The organism is Pantoea sp. X-Soil-ISGK-421 (assembly GCF_059730785.1).
The window spans coordinates 2,186,872-2,203,383 of the sequence record NZ_AP035979.1 but is presented as its reverse complement, the minus strand read 5'-3'; the positions used below and the strand labels follow the sequence as shown (position 1 = coordinate 2,203,383).

General features: G+C 53.1%; 20 protein-coding genes. 8 read left to right on the top strand and 12 right to left on the bottom strand.

Annotated features, from left to right (window positions below):
- Positions 1-87 precede the first annotated feature (87 nt).
- The 5 genes from oppA (at position 88) to oppF (ending at position 5,685) form a co-directional block, all read left to right on the top strand.
- A complete protein-coding gene (oppA, locus tag AC6I8K_RS10260) occupies positions 88-1,728 on the top strand; it encodes an oligopeptide ABC transporter substrate-binding protein OppA (RefSeq protein WP_497826672.1) in 1,641 nt (546 codons plus the stop codon).
- An 80-nt stretch (positions 1,729-1,808) separates the two neighbouring features.
- The gene (gene oppB / locus AC6I8K_RS10255; protein WP_064738836.1) at positions 1,809-2,729 is read left to right on the top strand and encodes an oligopeptide ABC transporter permease OppB; all 921 of its coding nucleotides are present in this window, start codon (positions 1,809-1,811) and stop codon (positions 2,727-2,729) included.
- A 15-nt stretch (positions 2,730-2,744) separates the two neighbouring features.
- Positions 2,745-3,653 (top strand): oligopeptide ABC transporter permease OppC, encoded by a 909-nt coding sequence (gene oppC, locus AC6I8K_RS10250; protein WP_064738835.1) that lies wholly within the window; start codon positions 2,745-2,747, stop codon positions 3,651-3,653.
- A gap of 11 nt (positions 3,654-3,664) precedes the next feature.
- On the top strand, positions 3,665-4,684 hold the full coding sequence (locus tag AC6I8K_RS10245) for an ABC transporter ATP-binding protein (protein ID WP_064738834.1): 1,020 nt from the start codon (positions 3,665-3,667) through the stop codon (positions 4,682-4,684).
- Positions 4,681-5,685: a murein tripeptide/oligopeptide ABC transporter ATP binding protein OppF gene (gene oppF, locus AC6I8K_RS10240; protein ID WP_258143413.1), complete on the top strand. Its 1,005-nt coding sequence runs from the start codon at positions 4,681-4,683 to the stop codon at positions 5,683-5,685. Before AC6I8K_RS10245 ends, oppF begins: the two co-directional genes overlap by 4 nt.
- Before the next feature lie 43 nt (positions 5,686-5,728).
- On the opposite strand, the gene AC6I8K_RS10235 is transcribed toward oppF, so the two are convergent.
- Together AC6I8K_RS10235 and cls are read right to left on the bottom strand one after the other, a co-directional pair.
- A complete protein-coding gene (locus tag AC6I8K_RS10235) occupies positions 5,729-6,058 on the bottom strand; it encodes an HI1450 family dsDNA-mimic protein (protein ID WP_196761379.1) in 330 nt (109 codons plus the stop codon).
- Between the two features lie 37 nt (positions 6,059-6,095).
- Positions 6,096-7,556, bottom strand: a complete 1,461-nt coding sequence (cls, locus tag AC6I8K_RS10230) for a cardiolipin synthase (RefSeq protein WP_483817514.1) — start codon at positions 7,554-7,556, stop codon at positions 6,096-6,098.
- A 162-nt stretch (positions 7,557-7,718) separates the two neighbouring features.
- Here cls and AC6I8K_RS10225 point away from each other — a divergent pair, with 162 nt between their 5' ends.
- On the top strand, positions 7,719-7,892 hold the full coding sequence (locus AC6I8K_RS10225; protein ID WP_155726381.1) for a YciY family protein: 174 nt from the start codon (positions 7,719-7,721) through the stop codon (positions 7,890-7,892).
- Positions 7,893-7,907: 15 nt separating this feature from the next.
- On the opposite strand, the gene AC6I8K_RS10220 is transcribed toward AC6I8K_RS10225, so the two are convergent.
- Entirely contained in the window at positions 7,908-8,078 is a 171-nt protein-coding gene (locus AC6I8K_RS10220) for a hypothetical protein (protein WP_196762327.1), read from the bottom strand.
- A gap of 3 nt (positions 8,079-8,081) precedes the next feature.
- Positions 8,082-8,378, bottom strand: a complete 297-nt coding sequence (locus AC6I8K_RS10215; protein WP_007892393.1) for a YciI family protein — start codon at positions 8,376-8,378, stop codon at positions 8,082-8,084.
- A 204-nt stretch (positions 8,379-8,582) separates the two neighbouring features.
- Here AC6I8K_RS10215 and tonB point away from each other — a divergent pair, with 204 nt between their 5' ends.
- Positions 8,583-9,311 carry a TonB system transport protein TonB gene (gene tonB / locus AC6I8K_RS10210; RefSeq protein WP_497826671.1) on the top strand — a complete coding sequence of 243 codons (729 nt, stop codon included), beginning with the start codon at positions 8,583-8,585 and terminating at the stop codon, positions 9,309-9,311.
- A gap of 50 nt (positions 9,312-9,361) precedes the next feature.
- Here tonB and yciA read toward each other — a convergent pair whose 3' ends face one another.
- From yciA to AC6I8K_RS10190, 4 genes are read right to left on the bottom strand one after another with little or no spacing between them, the layout of a single operon-like run.
- Entirely contained in the window at positions 9,362-9,781 is a 420-nt protein-coding gene (gene yciA, locus AC6I8K_RS10205) for an acyl-CoA thioester hydrolase YciA (RefSeq protein ID WP_007892397.1), read from the bottom strand.
- Between the two features lie 54 nt (positions 9,782-9,835).
- Positions 9,836-10,375 (bottom strand): septation protein A, encoded by a 540-nt coding sequence (locus AC6I8K_RS10200; RefSeq protein WP_008106564.1) that lies wholly within the window; start codon positions 10,373-10,375, stop codon positions 9,836-9,838.
- A gap of 59 nt (positions 10,376-10,434) precedes the next feature.
- On the bottom strand, positions 10,435-11,169 hold the full coding sequence (locus tag AC6I8K_RS10195) for a YciC family protein (protein ID WP_497826670.1): 735 nt from the start codon (positions 11,167-11,169) through the stop codon (positions 10,435-10,437).
- Between the two features lie 27 nt (positions 11,170-11,196).
- On the bottom strand, positions 11,197-11,613 hold the full coding sequence (locus AC6I8K_RS10190; RefSeq protein ID WP_483817512.1) for a YkgJ family cysteine cluster protein: 417 nt from the start codon (positions 11,611-11,613) through the stop codon (positions 11,197-11,199).
- A 246-nt stretch (positions 11,614-11,859) separates the two neighbouring features.
- Between AC6I8K_RS10190 and ompW the strand changes: the two genes are divergently transcribed.
- On the top strand, positions 11,860-12,492 hold the full coding sequence (ompW, locus tag AC6I8K_RS10185; RefSeq protein WP_497826669.1) for an outer membrane protein OmpW: 633 nt from the start codon (positions 11,860-11,862) through the stop codon (positions 12,490-12,492).
- A 46-nt stretch (positions 12,493-12,538) separates the two neighbouring features.
- Here ompW and AC6I8K_RS10180 read toward each other — a convergent pair whose 3' ends face one another.
- From AC6I8K_RS10180 to trpCF, 4 genes are all read right to left on the bottom strand, one after another.
- Positions 12,539-12,853, bottom strand: coding sequence for a BON domain-containing protein (locus AC6I8K_RS10180; RefSeq protein ID WP_064738827.1), 315 nt, complete (start codon positions 12,851-12,853; stop codon positions 12,539-12,541).
- A 248-nt stretch (positions 12,854-13,101) separates the two neighbouring features.
- Positions 13,102-13,905, bottom strand: a complete 804-nt coding sequence (gene trpA, locus AC6I8K_RS10175) for a tryptophan synthase subunit alpha (protein ID WP_497826668.1) — start codon at positions 13,903-13,905, stop codon at positions 13,102-13,104.
- Entirely contained in the window at positions 13,905-15,098 is a 1,194-nt protein-coding gene (gene trpB / locus AC6I8K_RS10170; protein ID WP_497826667.1) for a tryptophan synthase subunit beta, read from the bottom strand. Before trpB ends, trpA begins: the two co-directional genes overlap by 1 nt.
- A gap of 46 nt (positions 15,099-15,144) precedes the next feature.
- On the bottom strand, positions 15,145-16,506 hold the full coding sequence (gene trpCF / locus AC6I8K_RS10165; RefSeq protein ID WP_497827240.1) for a bifunctional indole-3-glycerol-phosphate synthase TrpC/phosphoribosylanthranilate isomerase TrpF: 1,362 nt from the start codon (positions 16,504-16,506) through the stop codon (positions 15,145-15,147).
- Positions 16,507-16,512 lie beyond the last annotated feature (6 nt).

Genomic DNA, 16,512 nt, shown 5'->3' with positions numbered 1-16,512 from the left:
TCGTTCAGACACGCGGAGATCACCTGGAAACGGGGTACGCCGGGCGATAAGTCGACCCGGTAAAGATAATAAAACTGGAGCGTAATAATGAACAACATCACGAAAAAAAGCCTGATTGCTGCGGGCGTATTCGCCGCAATCGGCGCGCTGGCAGGGAATGCCGCGCTGGCAGCAACAGTACCAGCAGGCGTTGAATTGGCAGCAAAACAGGAACTGGTTCGCGGTAATGGCGATGAAGTACAGTCGTTGGATCCCCACAAAATTGAAGGTGTACCCGAAGACAACATCGCGCGTGACCTGTATGAAGGTCTAATCACCAGTGACAGCGATGGCAAACCGGTGCCGGGCGTGGCGGAAAGCTGGGAAAATAAAGATTTCAAAGTCTGGACTTTCCACCTGCGTAAAAACGCCAAATGGTCCAACGGTGAACCGGTCACCGCACAAGATTTCGTGTATAGCTGGCAACGTCTGGTGGATCCGAAAACCGCATCGCCATACGCCAGCTATCCTCAATATGGTCACATCGTCAATGTTGACGACATCATCGCCGGTAAAAAACCCACTACCGATCTGGGTGTGAAAGCAATCGATGATCACACGTTGGAAGTCACGCTGAGCGAGCCAGTACCGTATTTTTACAAGCTACTGATCAACTCCGTTATGTCCCCGGTGTATAAGCCTGCTATCGAGAAGTTTGGCGATCAGTGGACTCAACCGCAAAATTGGGTCGGTAACGGTGCATTCAAACTTGAATCACACGTGATCAACGAACGCGTGACGCTGGTGCGTAACCCGCAGTATTGGGATAACGAGCACACAGTTCTGAATAAAGTGACTTTTCTGCCAATCAACTCTGAGGTCAGCGACGTAAACCGTTACTTCTCGGAGAACGGCAGTGATATCACCTATAACAACATGCCAATCGAGCTGTTCAAAAAACTGCAGCGTGATAACGGTAAAGAGTTGATGGTGAAGCCGTATCTGTGCACCTATTACTACGAAATCAACAACCAGAAAGCACCGTTTACCGATCCACGCGTGCGTACCGCGCTGAAACTTGGTCTGGATCGCGACATCATGGTGAATAAGGTTCTGGCGCAAGGTCAGCAACCGGCTTATAGCTTCACCCCGCCAGCCACCGATGGCATGGAACTGCTGCCGCCGGATTGGTTCAAATGGGATCAGAACAAGCGTAACGAAGAAGCGAAAAAACTGCTGGCGGAAGCGGGTTATACCGCTGATAAACCGCTGACTTTCAACCTGCTGTATAACACTTCTGACCTACACAAGAAACTGGCGATCGCGGCCTCTTCAATCTGGAAGAAAAACATCGGCGTAACCATCAAGCTGGAAAACCAGGAGTGGAAAACCTTCCTGGATACCCGTCATCAGGGCAACTTTGATGTTTCTCGTGCTGCATGGTGTGCGGATTACAATGAACCTACCTCATTCCTGAACATCATGCTGTCTGACAGCAGCAGTAACACCTCGCACTACAAGAGTGCTGACTTCGATAAAGTTATCCACGATGCGGTCAAGGCCACAGACGATAAAGCGCGCGTAGCGGATTATCAGAAAGCTGAGCAGATTCTGGATAAAGACAGCACCATCGTGCCGGTTTACTACTACGTCAATGCGCGTTTAGTGAAACCTTACGTGGGCGGTTACACCGGCAACGATCCGCTGGATAAAACCGTCGATAAAAATCTGTATATCATTAAACATTAATAGCACTCAGGCTATCGATAGTGGCGGTGCTGCGGCACCGCCTTTTTACTTTGTGAAGCAACAGCCTGGTAGGTACGGCAATGTTAAAATTCATCCTGCGTCGGCTCCTCGAAGCCCTCCCGACGCTCTTTATCCTCATTACCATCTCTTTCTTTATGATGCGACTGGCACCCGGCAGTCCATTTACCGGCGAGCGTGTTCTTTCACCGGAAGTGATGGCGAATATCGAAGCGAAGTACCATCTCAACGATCCAATTGGCAAACAGTACCTGAGCTATCTGGTGCAGTTGGCGCATGGCGATTTTGGCCCCTCGTTTAAATACAAAGATTACTCGGTCAATTATCTGGTCGGCCATGCCTTCCCGGTGTCAGCCAAACTCGGTCTGGCCGCATTCTTCCTCGCCGTGGTGCTGGGCGTGACGGCTGGCGTGATCGCCGCCCTGAAGCAAAACACCCTGTGGGATTATGCCGTGATGGGGGTCGCGATGACCGGCGTGGTGATCCCCAGCTTTGTCGTGGCGCCGTTACTGGTGCTGGTGTTTGCGATTACCTTGCGCTGGCTGCCAGGCGGTGGCTGGAACGGCGGCCAATGGAATTACATGTTGCTGCCGATGGTCGCGCTCTCGCTGGCCTACATCGCCAGCATCGCGCGTATTACGCGCGGTTCGATGATTGAAGTGATGCACTCAAACTTCATCCGTACCGCACGCGCGAAAGGCCTGCCACTGCGCCGTATCGTGCTGCGTCACGCACTGAAGCCCGCCATGCTACCGGTACTTTCCTATATGGGACCGGCGTTTGTCGGCATCATCACCGGTTCAATGGTGATTGAGTCCATCTATGGTTTGCCGGGCATCGGCCAGCTGTTCGTTAACGGGGCTTTAAACCGTGACTACTCGCTGGTAATGAGTCTGACCATTCTGGTTGGCGTGCTGACCATTCTGTTTAACGCGATCGTTGATGTGCTGTACGCCGTGATCGATCCGAAAATCCGTTACTGATTGTGGAGCTCGCCCATGATGTTAAGTAAGAAAAACAGCGAAGCTCTGGATGCCTTCAGTGAAAAACTGGAAGTCGAAGGGCGCAGCCTATGGCAGGATGCGCGTCGCCGCTTCATTCATAACCGAGCCGCCTTCATTAGTTTGCTGGTGCTTCTGGTGATCACGCTGTTCGTCGTGTTCGCACCGATGTTGTCGCAGTTCAAATATGACGACACGGATTGGGGAATGATGTCTGCCGCGCCGGATACCGTTTCCGGTCACTGGTTTGGTACCGATTCCTCGGGACGCGATCTGCTGGTACGCGTTGCTATTGGTGGCCGCATCTCATTGATGGTGGGGATCGCTTCTGCCCTGATCGCGGTGCTGGTGGGCACGCTGTATGGCTCACTGGCGGGTTATCTGGGCGGTAAAATCGACTCGGTGATGATGCGTATTTTGGAGATCCTCAACTCCTTCCCGTTCATGTTCTTCGTTATTCTGCTGGTGACCTTTTTTGGTCGTAACATTCTGCTGATCTTTGTGGCGATCGGCATGGTGTCGTGGCTGGATATGGCGCGTATCGTGCGCGGCCAAACGTTGAGTCTGAAGCGCAAAGAGTTCATTGAAGCGGCGCAGGTCGGCGGTGTAAGTACCTTTAAAATCGTGCTGCGTCATATTGTGCCAAACGTGCTGGGCGTGGTGGTGGTGTATGCCTCGCTGCTGGTACCAAGCATGATTCTTTTTGAATCATTCCTCAGCTTCCTCGGCCTTGGTACGCAGGAACCCTTGAGCAGTTGGGGGGCGTTGTTGAGCGATGGCGCCAACTCAATGGAAGTGTCGCCGTGGTTGCTGATGTTCCCGGCAGGTTTCCTCGTGGTCACGCTGTTCTGTTTTAACTTTATCGGCGATGGCTTGCGTGATGCCCTCGACCCGAAAGATCGTTAAGGAGTTTCCCGATGACCATTCATGAATTTCAGCCAGCAATGGCTGCGCGTGCGGGAAACAGTAACCTGCTGCTTGATGTAAAAGATTTACGCGTCACCTTCAGCACCCACGATGGCGATGTCACTGCTGTGAACGACCTCAACTTTTCACTGCATGCAGGTGAAACGCTGGGCATTGTTGGCGAATCCGGCTCAGGTAAATCGCAAACCGCATTTGCCTTGATGGGGCTACTGGCAAAAAATGGGCGCATTGGCGGTTCAGCAAAATTCAACGGCGAAGAGATCCTCAATCTGCCGGAAAACAAGCTGAACAAACTGCGTGCTGAACAGATTGCGATGATCTTCCAGGACCCGATGACGTCGCTCAATCCTTACATGCGCGTTGGCGAGCAGTTAATGGAAGTGCTGAAGCTGCACAAAGGCATGAACAGCGCCCAGGCTTTTGAAGAGTCGGTGCGGATGCTAGACGCCGTGAAAATGCCGGAAGCGCGTAAGCGCATGAAGATGTTCCCGCATGAGTTCTCCGGCGGTATGCGCCAGCGTGTGATGATTGCGATGGCGCTGCTGTGTCGCCCGAAGCTGCTGATTGCCGATGAGCCGACCACGGCGCTCGACGTCACCGTGCAGGCGCAGATCATGACCTTGCTGAATGAGCTTAAGCGCGAATTCAATACTGCGATTGTGATGATTACCCACGACCTCGGCGTCGTAGCGGGTATCTGTGACAAAGTGCTGGTGATGTACGCCGGCCGGACCATGGAATATGGGCGTGCACGCGATGTATTTTATCATCCTGCACATCCGTACTCGATTGGTCTGCTAAGTGCAGTACCACGTTTGGATGCCGAAGAGGGCGAGTCGCTGACCACCATTCCAGGCAACCCGCCAAACCTGCTGCGCCTGCCGCAAGGCTGTCCGTTCCAGCCTCGCTGCGCCTACGCCATGGACATTTGCGCCAAGGCACCGCCGCTGGAGCCTTTCGCGGAAGGTCGCTTGCGTGCCTGCTTCAAGCCGGTGGAGGAGTTAGTATGAGCACCGTAGTCGAAGAGAAAAAAGTCCTGCTGGAGATCGCCGACCTGAAGGTGCATTTCGAGATTAAGGATGGCAAACAGTGGTTCTGGCAGCCACCGCACACCTTGAAAGCGGTCGACGGCGTCAGTCTGCGACTGTATGAAGGTGAAACGCTGGGTGTAGTGGGTGAATCGGGTTGTGGTAAATCGACGCTGGCCCGCGCCATCATTGGCCTGGTGAAAGCCACGGAAGGACGCGTCGCCTGGTTAGGGCGCGATTTGCTAGGGCAAAGCCAGGAACAGTGGCGACAGGCGCGCAGCGACATTCAGATGATCTTTCAGGATCCGCTGGCATCGCTCAATCCACGTATGACTATTGGCGATATCATTGCTGAACCGCTGCGCACCTATTACCCAAAGATGCCGCGCCAGGAAGTGAAGGATAAGGTGAAAAGCATGATGATGAAGGTAGGTTTATTACCTAACCTCATCAACCGTTATCCACACGAATTCTCGGGCGGCCAGTGTCAGCGTATTGGTATCGCACGCGCGCTGATTCTGGAGCCGAAACTGATCATCTGCGATGAGCCGGTATCGGCGCTAGACGTGTCGATTCAGGCGCAGGTCGTCAACCTGCTGCAGAAGTTACAGCGTGAAATGGGGCTGTCATTGATCTTTATCGCCCACGATTTAGCGGTGGTAAAACACATCTCCGATCGCGTGCTGGTAATGTATCTCGGGCATGCAGTTGAGCTGGGCACTTACGATGCGGTGTATAACAATCCGCAGCATCCGTATACCCGTGCGCTGATGTCAGCGGTACCTATTCCCGATCCGGATCTGGAGAAGAACAAACAAATCCAGCTGCTGGAAGGGGAGCTGCCATCACCCATCAATCCGCCATCGGGATGCGTGTTCCGCACGCGTTGCCCTATTGCCGGACCGGAGTGCGCGAAAACGCGGCCGCTATTGGAAGGCAGCTTCCGTCATGCGGTTTCCTGCCTAAAAGTCGATCCGCTGTAAAAGAAAACGCCGGGCTATTGCCCGGCGTTTTGCTGTCTGCCGCTTACTCGCGCCACAGGATATGGCAGAGCTTATGATCCTTTTCGCGGCAAAGCAGGACGCGTGCGAACACATCAGTAATCGGCTCGCCGTCAGCTTCACCCAATCCAATCACCACTTCAGCGAAGAAGTCTGGGTTGAGATCGAAATCAACGTGTTCCTGCCAGTCTTCTGCAGGATCAAACAGTTCTGCGCCACCGCGCTCTTCAAACTGCAGATTGAACAGAATAATGTCAGCGGGATCGAGATTGTCGCCAGCCAGCTCAAGAAAAATATCGTAAGCCTGCTCCAGCGTTTCATCTTCAGTAAGGCGATTATTTAAATCCATGGTCATTCCTGCTTGCCCTAAGGCGGTAATATTTTCGCTCGTTTTACAGTAAAGGACTAAAGAAGTAAAACAGTCGTTCAACGATGCGTTGCCACCAGGCACGTTTCGCCCAGCGAGCGCCATCCAGTAAGCGTGAGCGGGCGATGTAATCATCCTGCACGGTGGCGAGATCGCTGCCAAAGCCGTCATCATCAACGACTAAAGTGATCTCAAAGTTAAGCCACAAGCTGCGCATATCCAGATTAACCGTGCCGACCAAACTCAGTTGCCCATCGACCAGCACACTTTTGGTATGCAGTAAGCCATCTTCAAACTGATAAATCCTCACGCCGGCTTCCAGCAGTTCGGTAAAGAAGGCGCGACTTGCCCAGCCTACCAACAGCGAATCATTGTGGCGCGGCACAATAATGCTGACTTCCACACCGCGTAACGCCGCGGTACAAATGGCGTGCAGCAGGTCATCACTCGGCACAAAGTAGGGTGTTGTCATAATCAGTTGCTCGCGCGCGGAGTAAACCGCGGTGAGCAACGCCTGGTGGATCATATCCTCAGGGAAACCCGGGCCGGAGGCGATGACCTGAATGGTATGACCGCTCTCTTGTTCGAAGGGCATGACGTTGCCATCCGGCGCGGGCGGCAGAATGCGCTTCCCGGTTTCTATCTCCCAGTCGCAGGCATAGACAATGCCCATTGTCGTCGCCACTGGACCTTCCATACGTGCCATCAAATCAATCCACTGACCAACGCCCGCTTCCTGTTTAAAGAAGCGCGGATCAACCAGGTTCATGCTGCCGGTGTAAGCGATGTAATTATCAATCAGCACCACTTTGCGATGCTGGCGTAAATCCATACGTCGCAGGAACACGCGCAGCAGGCTTACCTGTAACGCTTCAACCACATCGATGCCAGCATTGCGCATCATATTGACCCACGGACTGCGAAAGAAGGTGACGCTACCTGCGGAGTCCAGCATCAAACGGCAATGCACGCCGCGACGCGATGCAGCCATCAACGATTCCGCCACTTCGTCGGCTAGCCCGCCAGGATGCCAGATATAGAACACCATCTCGATGTTGTGACGCGCCAGTTGGATATCGCGTATCAGCGCGTGCATCACATCGTCGGAGTTGGTCAGCAACTGCAGCTGATTACCTTTTACGCCCGCAATGCCTTGACGATGGCGGCACAAATCAAATAAGGAACGCGCCACGTCGCTGTGTTCAGTGGCGAAGATATGCCGGCACTGCTTGAGATCGTTGAGCCATTTGGCAGTGGACGGCCACATGGTGCGCGCGCGCTCGGCACGCCGTTTACCTAAATGCAGTTCACCAAAGGAGAGATAGGCGATTATACCCACCAGCGGCAGAATGTAGATGATCAGCAGCCAGGCCATTGCCGAGGTGACTGCGCGACGTTTCATCAGAATACGTAGCGTGACACCCGCAATCAGCAGCCAATAACCAAACAGCAGCAACCAACTGATTAGGGTATAAAATGTGGTCATTAAGTGGACGTCCTGTTCGCGCTTTGTTGTGCAAAGTTTACGTGCTGATCACAGGTAGTGAAACCTTTAATCCTGAATGATGTTTCGATGAAGCTTTCGATTTGGTATTTCCCAACAGATCTTTATAATCCCTGCCGAGTTTAGCCTGTCTGAGAGGATGTGATGAGACGCAGTAAAAATGAAGTGGCACGCTGGAGAATGTTACGTCAGGTACACCGTCGTCGTTCTCGTTGGCTGGAAGGGCAGTCGCGTCGCTATAAACGCATTCACACTATTCGTCATCAGGTGGCGCAGCAGCATCGACGCTCCATCCTGTTTATCTCGCAAATGATTTAACGGCTTACGCGGTCATTATGCACCGCGCAACACCAGCATTATATTGACCATTTGCACTGCTGCGGCCAGCACAATCATCATCACGATGTGCTGCCGAGCGTGGCGCCAGCCTTGCCGACGCCATACCCAAAGTGCTCTGCCGATGAGGGTTAATGCCATCACCAGCAGTAAAACTGACTGCCACATAAATTAGAAGACGCGTTTGAATGGCTTAACCGCGACTTTTTCATAAACGCCTGCAGCGATATAGGGATCATCCTTGGCCCATGATTCAGCGACTTCCAGTGAAGAGAATTCGGCGATAATCACGGAACCGGTGAAACCAGCCGGGCCTGGATCGTTACTGTCCACCGCTGGCAGCGGACCCGCAGCAATCAGTCGACCTTCATCCTGCAACAGCTTCAAACGAGCAAGATGCGCGGGACGTACCGAATTGCGTTTTTCCAATGAATCAGCGGTATCTTCCGCATAAATGACGTAAAGCACGATGGGATACTCCCGTTAGACTTGCCGAAATTGCGTGACACGTTAAGTGATCGTTAATCAGAGTGCAAACGAAAGATAAATACGCAGTCATTCAGCGCAATCAGGGTTAAAAAAGGCCTTTCTACGGGCGCTTTTACATCCCTTATTGAAACTGATTGCTATTTGCATTTAAAATCTCCCCTTCACTCAATGAATATGAATGATATGACCACGTTGACTATGCCTTTGCCTACACGTACCCCTATTGCTGTAATTTTATCCGTGATACTTCACGGTTCGTTGATCGCTGGCATTCTCTATGCATCGTTTCATCAGGTCATTGAAGTTCCAAAAGCGTCTCAGCCCATTAGCGTGACGATGGTCGCGCCGGAGGTGCAACCGGAACCCGCACCGGCTGAGGTCACACCGCCGCCGCCAGAACCTGAGCCAGAGCCAGAAGTGGCACCAGAGCCGCCAAAGGTTGAGCCCGTGCCGATTCCTAAGCCAGAACCGAAGCCGAAGCCAAAACCGAAACCAAAGCCAAAGGTTGAGAAGAAAGTTGAACCGAAACCGCGTCAGGAAGTGAAGCCGCAGGAAAATCCGTTTAAACAGGAAGCGCCGACCACGCAGACGCGCCCAACGACAGCACCAAAGGCGAATCCGACCGCAACACCGAGCATCTCTGATGGCCCGAAGGCGATGAACGTCAGCAAGCCTGCTTATCCGGCGCGAGCGTTTGCATTGCGCGTTGAGGGACGTGTGCGCGTGCAGTTTGATGTTGATAGCGAAGGTCGTGTGGATAACGTTGAAATCTTGTCGGCTGAACCACGCAATATGTTCGAACGTGAGGTTAAGCAGGCGATGAAGAAATGGCGCTATCAACCGGGTCGTCCAGGCAAGAACCTGACTATGAATATTGTGTTCCGCATCAATGGCGGCGCCAATATTGAGTAAGCACTCTTGGTTGAGAGGAAAAAAAGCGGTCAGTTGACCGCTTTTTTGCGTTACAGATCGCTTAAATTGCTTCTGCCGGGCGGCAGAGGGCGAGATTGCCCGGTGTTGTCAACGGCGACGTAGACAAATACCGCTTCGGTTGCGCAGTAGGTCTGTCCGATAGGCTCGGACGATACTTTTTTAATCCACACTTCAACATTGATGGTCATAGAACTGTTGCCGGTACGGATGCAGCGCGCGTAACAGCTCACCACATCACCAACCGCCACCGGTTTTAAGAACGTCATTCCGTCCACGCGCACGGTGACGACGCGCCCTTCGGCAATCTCTTTGGCCTTGATTGCGCCGCCCATATCCATCTGCGACATCAACCAGCCACCAAAAATATCACCGTTGGCATTGGTATCCGCTGGCATGGCCAGAGTACGCAATACCATCTCGCCTTGCGGCGACTTATGTTTTTCGTCCATTGCTCAGTTCTTCTGCAGGTGAAGAGAAGCCCGACGCTGTCGGGCGGAGTGGCATTATTTTTGTTCTTGTTGCGGCATCTGTCGCCAGATATACACGCCGCTTAACAGGGTAAAGAGCAGGGTCAGGCCGGTTAGACCGAACACTTTAAAGTTAACCCAAAATTCCTGCGATAACCAAAACGCAACATAAATATTCGCTAAGCCACAGGCAAGGAAGAAGATTGCCCAGGCAATGTTGAGGTTGCGCCAAACCCCTGATGGCAGTTGCAACTCTTTACCCAACATGGTTTGGATAAGCGGTTGCTTCATGAACCACTGACTATAGAGTAGCGCGACGGCAAACAGAGAATAGATAACCGTGACTTTCCATTTGATGAATTCATCGTTATGGAACACCAGCGTCAGGGTGCCAAAGACCGCAACCAGCACAAAGGTGAAAATGGTCATTTTTTCCAGCTTGCGGTAAAGCACCCAGCTAACGACCAGCGCCAGACCGGTGGCAACGATCAATGCGCCAGAGGCGACAAAGATGTCGTAGAGCTTGTAGAAAATGAAGAAAACCACCAGGGGAAGAAAATCGAGTAACTGCTTCATAGCGTTTCCAATTAGGGCAGGAGCATTCAGTTATGGCGCTCGGGTGAGCGCCATAACGATTAACGTAACAGCATATACAGCCGGTACAGATAGATAATCAGCACAGCGGAGACCATATTACCCAGCGCGTTCAACACCACGGAGGCGATATTCGCTGGCAGTACGGTCAGTGATGAAAAGAAGAACATCAGCACGATTTTGGCCAGTAGCCACAGAACTATGGCGGGTGCGATAACCTTAATATTCTTCCAGGCGAGACGCATGCTGGCGCGCATTGCGCCAATCACGCCAAGCTTTTCATTGGCAAGAATCACCGGCGCCAGCGAAAACAGGATGGCCAGAATCACACCGGGCACCATCAGCACCATAAAGCCCAGTTGCACCAGCAGGGTGATCAGGAAGGTTTGCAGCAGCAGCTTAGGCAGGATTGGCGCAGAAGCACCAATAGCGCGCAGCGCGCTGACACGTTGTCCGCCCGATACCATCGGGATCAGGAGCAGCATGCCGCCCAGCAGCAGCGTGTTGCCTACCAACGCTGCAAAGGTGCCAGCAGCGGAAGCACGCAACAAAATACGCTGCTGATCCGGAGACATATTTTGTACCAGCTCAAACAGCGACGATGCGCTGTCATCTGACTGGCTCAACAACGAGAGCTGGTCTTCATCTGGCGTTAACGCGTGGCCGACGATCACAGTAATGAACGAGGTCAGCAGCGCCAGCAGTAAAATAGTAACCAGCTGATGGCGCAAAAAATTTCCTGTGTCACGGTATAACGAGCTTGCCGTGATAGACATGTAAACTCCTTGAAAGAACCGGATTAATTAACCCGGCGATTGTACATGTTCTACTGGCGTGCTGGCACCCGCATTGCGATAACTTTCTGTCATCTCAGGTAAAGAAGGGTTAAAAAGCGCAGGAAGACCGTAGCGAGCACGGGCGCGATCGCAGGCTTCGTTCAGTTCACCGTTCTCGCCGGACATCGAAAACTCCCGACAGGGCGAAGGGCGCTGCTGATAAATGCCGCAGGAGACGCAGCCGCCGACCTCGCCCTGCAGCGCAACACAGCGCGGCTGGCGTTGGTTGGTGCCGCGCATATTGCGCATAAACGGGGTTAACGGTTCGGTTAATTCAACCGGAACGGCACCGGCGCCATCATCGGCTTCGGCCCAGTAAAAAGAGACACGGAAGTGCGCGCAGCATGCGCCACAGGTCACGCAAGGATTTAGTGAATCGCTCATCTGATCGCCCGCCACCTCTAAGGCATCGAACCAAAATCACACAGGGAAAAGGTAAAATAATCACGGCGAAAAATTTTCGCAAGCGGACTTTTATTACGCGCTGTAAAGCCAAAATTGATCTGAATCAATTCATTGTTTTTTAAGTGATTAATTTATATTGATGCAGATGATCTTTTACCAAAAAAGGGGTAAATGTTGTGCCGCATTCAACATTGAGACCCATCTTTATTTGGCAAAGGAGTGATTATGAAACTGGCAAAATGCGCACTGCTGATGGCGCTGGCAATTCCGCAACTGGCTCTGGCTCATGAAGCCGGTGATTTCTTTATGCGCGCAGGGAGCGCCACCGTCCGTCCGACCGAAGGCTCTGACAATGTGCTGGGTATGGGCGGCTTTAACGTAAGTAACGATACGCAGTTGGGTTTGACCTTTACCTATATGGCAACGGATAACATCGGCGTTGAGCTGCTGGCTGCAACCCCGTTCCGTCATAAGGTTGGCCTCGGCGCCACCGGAAATCTGGCCACCGTGCGCCAGCTGCCGCCAACGTTAATGGCGCAGTACTATTTCTTTGATAGCAAAAGCAAAGTCCGCCCGTACGTTGGCCTCGGTATCAACTACACCACTTTCTACGATGCCAAATTCAATCAAACGGGTGAGGATGCTGGTTTAAGCGACCTGAGCGTTAAAGATTCCTGGGGCATGGCGGGCCAGGTGGGTCTGGATTATCAAATCAACCGCGACTGGATGCTGAACGCATCGCTGTGGTACATGGACATTGATACCGAAGTGAAATTCAAAGCTGGCGGTGAGCAGCAGAACATCAACACGCGTATTGATCCGTGGGTGTTCTTCTTTGGTGCGGGATATCGATTCTGATCGGCAACCAGAAATGAAGCGGGCGACCAGAAGGTCGCCCGTTGTGTTATTTGATCTGCATATTGTTAACCACAGATTTCACGCCCGCTACACTACGCGTGACAGAAACCGCGCGATTTGCCATCTGCGGTGAGCTAACAAAACCGCTCAGCTGAACTTTGCCCTTAAAGGTTTCCACGTTGATTTCCGTGGATTTCAGCGCTTCGTCATTAAGCAGCTGAGCCTTCACTTTGGTGGTGACTACCGTATCGTCGATGTAACCGCCAGTGCCTTCTTTAGTTGCTGTTGGTGCACATGCGCTAAGAGCCAGCGCCATTACCGCAGCCATCATAAATCCTGCAACGACTTTGAAAAATTTCATTGTTTATCTCCCTGTCTTAGATGATGTTTCGCCGCAACGGGGCGGCGCAGTTAATTGTGGTCTGGCGTTGCGAAATCGGCAAATCGCCGCGTGCAAAAAAGATGAAATTAGCTGATTTATGCCATTTATTGATCTCATTGCGATTATAGCTGGCCGGAAAAGCGAAGACTAAGGGGGAGATGGGCAGAGGGATGTTTGTGAGGGTAGTAAGGCCTTATCCGCGTCGACGAATAAGGCCCTGAATGCTTTTAGTGGGTGGCCGCTTTCAGGTCGCTAACAAAGGCTTTCAGTTCGCTCAGCAGCGTTGTCGGATCGTTCTGATTACGCTCGATGATTTTCACAATCGCCGAACCGGAAATCGCGCCGGCCGCGCCCGCAGCGATCGCTTCTTTCACCTGGCCAGGTTCAGAAATCCCAAAGCCCTGCAGCGGTGGGGCTGCGTTAAACTCACGCAGTTTTTCGATCAGGTGATGCAGCGGTAGACTGGCACGATTTTCCGACCCGGTTACACCCGCACGAGACAGCAGATAGGTATAACCGCGGCCATGCGCGGCAATTTCACGCAGCAGCGCATCGTCGGCATTTGGCGGACAGATAAAGATCGGTGCCACATTGTGGCGCATCGCAGCCTGACGGAATGGCGCAGACTCTTCCAGCGGCACATCCGCAACCAGCACCGAATCCACACCGACCGCCTCGCACTGGGCATAAAAGTTGTCGATACCTTTGCTGAACACCAGATTGGCGTACATCAGTAAGCCAATCGGCAGGTCAGGGTATTTCTGGCGTACGGTGGCCAGCATTTCAAAACACTGCGCCACGGTGGTGCCAGAAGCAAAGGCACGCAGCGTCGCACCCTGAATGGTTGGGCCATCGGCCAGCGGATCCGAAAACGGGATGCCAAGTTCGAGTGCATCTGCGCCGCCTTCCACCAGGGTATCGATGATTTTCAGCGACAGTTCAGGAGAAGGATCGCCGAGGGTAACGAAGGGGACAAATGCGCCTTCTTTCTGCGCCGATAGACGTTGAAACAGCTGATTGTAACGTTCCATCAAATCTCTCCCTTGGCTTTCAAAATATCGTGAACGGTGAAGATGTCTTTATCGCCGCGGCCAGAAAGGTTAACCACCAGCAGCTGCTCTTTTTCTGGATTTTCGCGGATCATTTTCAACGCATGTGCCAGCGCATGTGAAGACTCGAGTGCCGGAATAATACCTTCAGCACGGCACAGCTCTTTGAAGGCGCTGAGGGCTTCATCATCGGTGATCGAAACATATTCAGCGCGGCCGATACTGTTGAGATGCGCATGCTGAGGCCCCACGGACGGGAAGTCCAGACCCGCAGAAATCGAGTAGGACTCTTCAATCTGGCCCTCTTCGGTTTGCATCATCGGGGCTTTCATCCCGAAGTAGATCCCCACGCGACCGTGCTTGAGCGGCGCACCGTGTTCACCGGTTTCAATACCGTGACCAGCGGGCTCAACGCCAATGAGGCCCACACTTTCTTCTTCGATAAAGTCAGCGAACATGCCGATAGCGTTCGAACCACCGCCCACGCAGGCTAACACGGCATCCGGCAGGCGACCTTCACGCTCAAGAATCTGCGCTTTGGTCTCTTCGCCAATCATGCGCTGGAATTCACGTACAATGGTTGGGAACGGGTGCGGGCCTGCAGCGGTGCCGAGCATGTAGTGCGCGGTTTCATAGCTGCCAGACCAGTCGCGCAGTGCCTCGTTACAGGCATCTTTCAGCGTTGCGGATCCGCTATGCACTGGAATCACTTCCGCGCCCATCAAACGCATACGGAACACGTTTGGCGACTGACGTTCAACATCTTTGGCACCCATATAGATGCGGCACTTCATGCCCAGCAAGGCACAGGCTAACGCTGACGCCACACCGTGCTGACCGGCGCCAGTTTCAGCAATGATCTCGTTTTTGCCCATACGCTTGGCCAACAGCGCCTGACCGAGCACCTGGTTAGTTTTGTGCGCGCCGCCGTGCAGCAGGTCTTCACGCTTCAGATACAGGCGGGTTTTGGTGCCTTTCGTCAGGTTGCTGCACAGCGTCAAAGCGGTTGGGCGTCCAGCATAGTTTTTCAGCAGGTCAGTAAACTCGGACTGAAACTCCGGATCGCGCTGGGCCTCAACAAAAGCATTTTCCAGCTGGCGCAACGCGGGCATCAGGATTTGCGGGACATATTGGCCGCCAAACTCGCCAAAATAGGGATTCAATAGCGTGGTCATTTTTTCATCTTCCTTATTCGGCCCGCGCGGTGGCGGGCAAGCGAAATTAATAGGCGCGCAGCGTGCGGAATACCGCTGCGACTTTGCTGGCATCTTTGATGCCGGGCGCAGATTCTACGCCGGAATTGAAATCGAGGCCGGCACAGCCTTGCTGCGCGGCTTCAACGCAGTTATCTGCGCTCAGGCCACCGGCTAGCAGCACGTTGCTCAAATCCTGGCCTTGCAGCAAGGACCAATCGAAACGTTGGCCAGTGCCGCCCTGGCCGTTATCAAACACGTAGCGATCAACATGCGGCCAGTCGCGTGCAGGTAAGTGTTCTTTGATGCTGAGCGCTTTCCAGATTTTTATTTCTGCCGGCAGCGCCTGACGCAGTTCCGCGACGAACGCTTGATCTTCATTACCGTGCAGCTGAACAGCTGCCAGATTCAATGTCGTGGCTTGAGTGACAATGTCACTTGTGCTGTTGTTGCGGAACACGCCAACATACTTCAGCGGGGCGGCTGCCTGTACCACTTGCGCCTGCTCGCGACTGATTTTGCGTGGTGAGCCTTCGGCGAAGATCAATCCACCGTAAATGGCTCCGGCCTCATGCGCGGCAAGCGCATCTTCGGCGCGAGTCAAGCCGCACACTTTGTTATCACCGAGCAATACGCGACGCACGCCAGCAGTCAGGTCGGCTTCTTCCATCAGCGCAGAGCCAATCAGGAAACCGTTAGCAAAGTGGCTCAATTCACGCACTTGCGCATAGCTATGGATGCCTGATTCGCTAATAACGGTCACGCCATGTCCGAGTCGCGGTGCTAACTGGCGCGTGCGGTTCAGGTCGATGGACAGGTCGCGCAGGTCGCGGTTATTGATGCCGACGACTTTGGCCTCCAGCGCAATTGCACGTTCCAGCTCATCTTCATTACTCACTTCAGTCAGCACACCCATTTTCAGGCTGTGCGCCACCGCGGCGAGCTGACGATATTGATCATCATCCAGCACCGACAACATCAACAGGATGGCATCGGCTTGATAATGGCGTGCCAGATAGATCTGGTAAGGATCGATGATGAAGTCTTTGCACAACACCGGTTGAGTAATGGCGGCGCTAACAATCGGCAGAAAATCAAAATCGCCCTGGAAGTATTTTTCATCGGTCAATACCGAAACCGCAGAAGCGTGATGACGATAAACGCCCGCGATGCTCGCGGGATCAAAATCCTCACGAATCAGCCCTTTGGAGGGCGATGCTTTTTTACATTCCAGGATGAATACGGTACGTGAACCACGCAGCGCATCGTAAAAGTGACGTGCCGCAGGCTGCAAATCGTTTTGGAAAGTGGCTAGCGGCTGCTGTGCTTTGCGCGCCTCAACCCAGACGGCTTTATCTTGTACGATTTTCTCTAAAACAGTGCCCTTAATACTCAT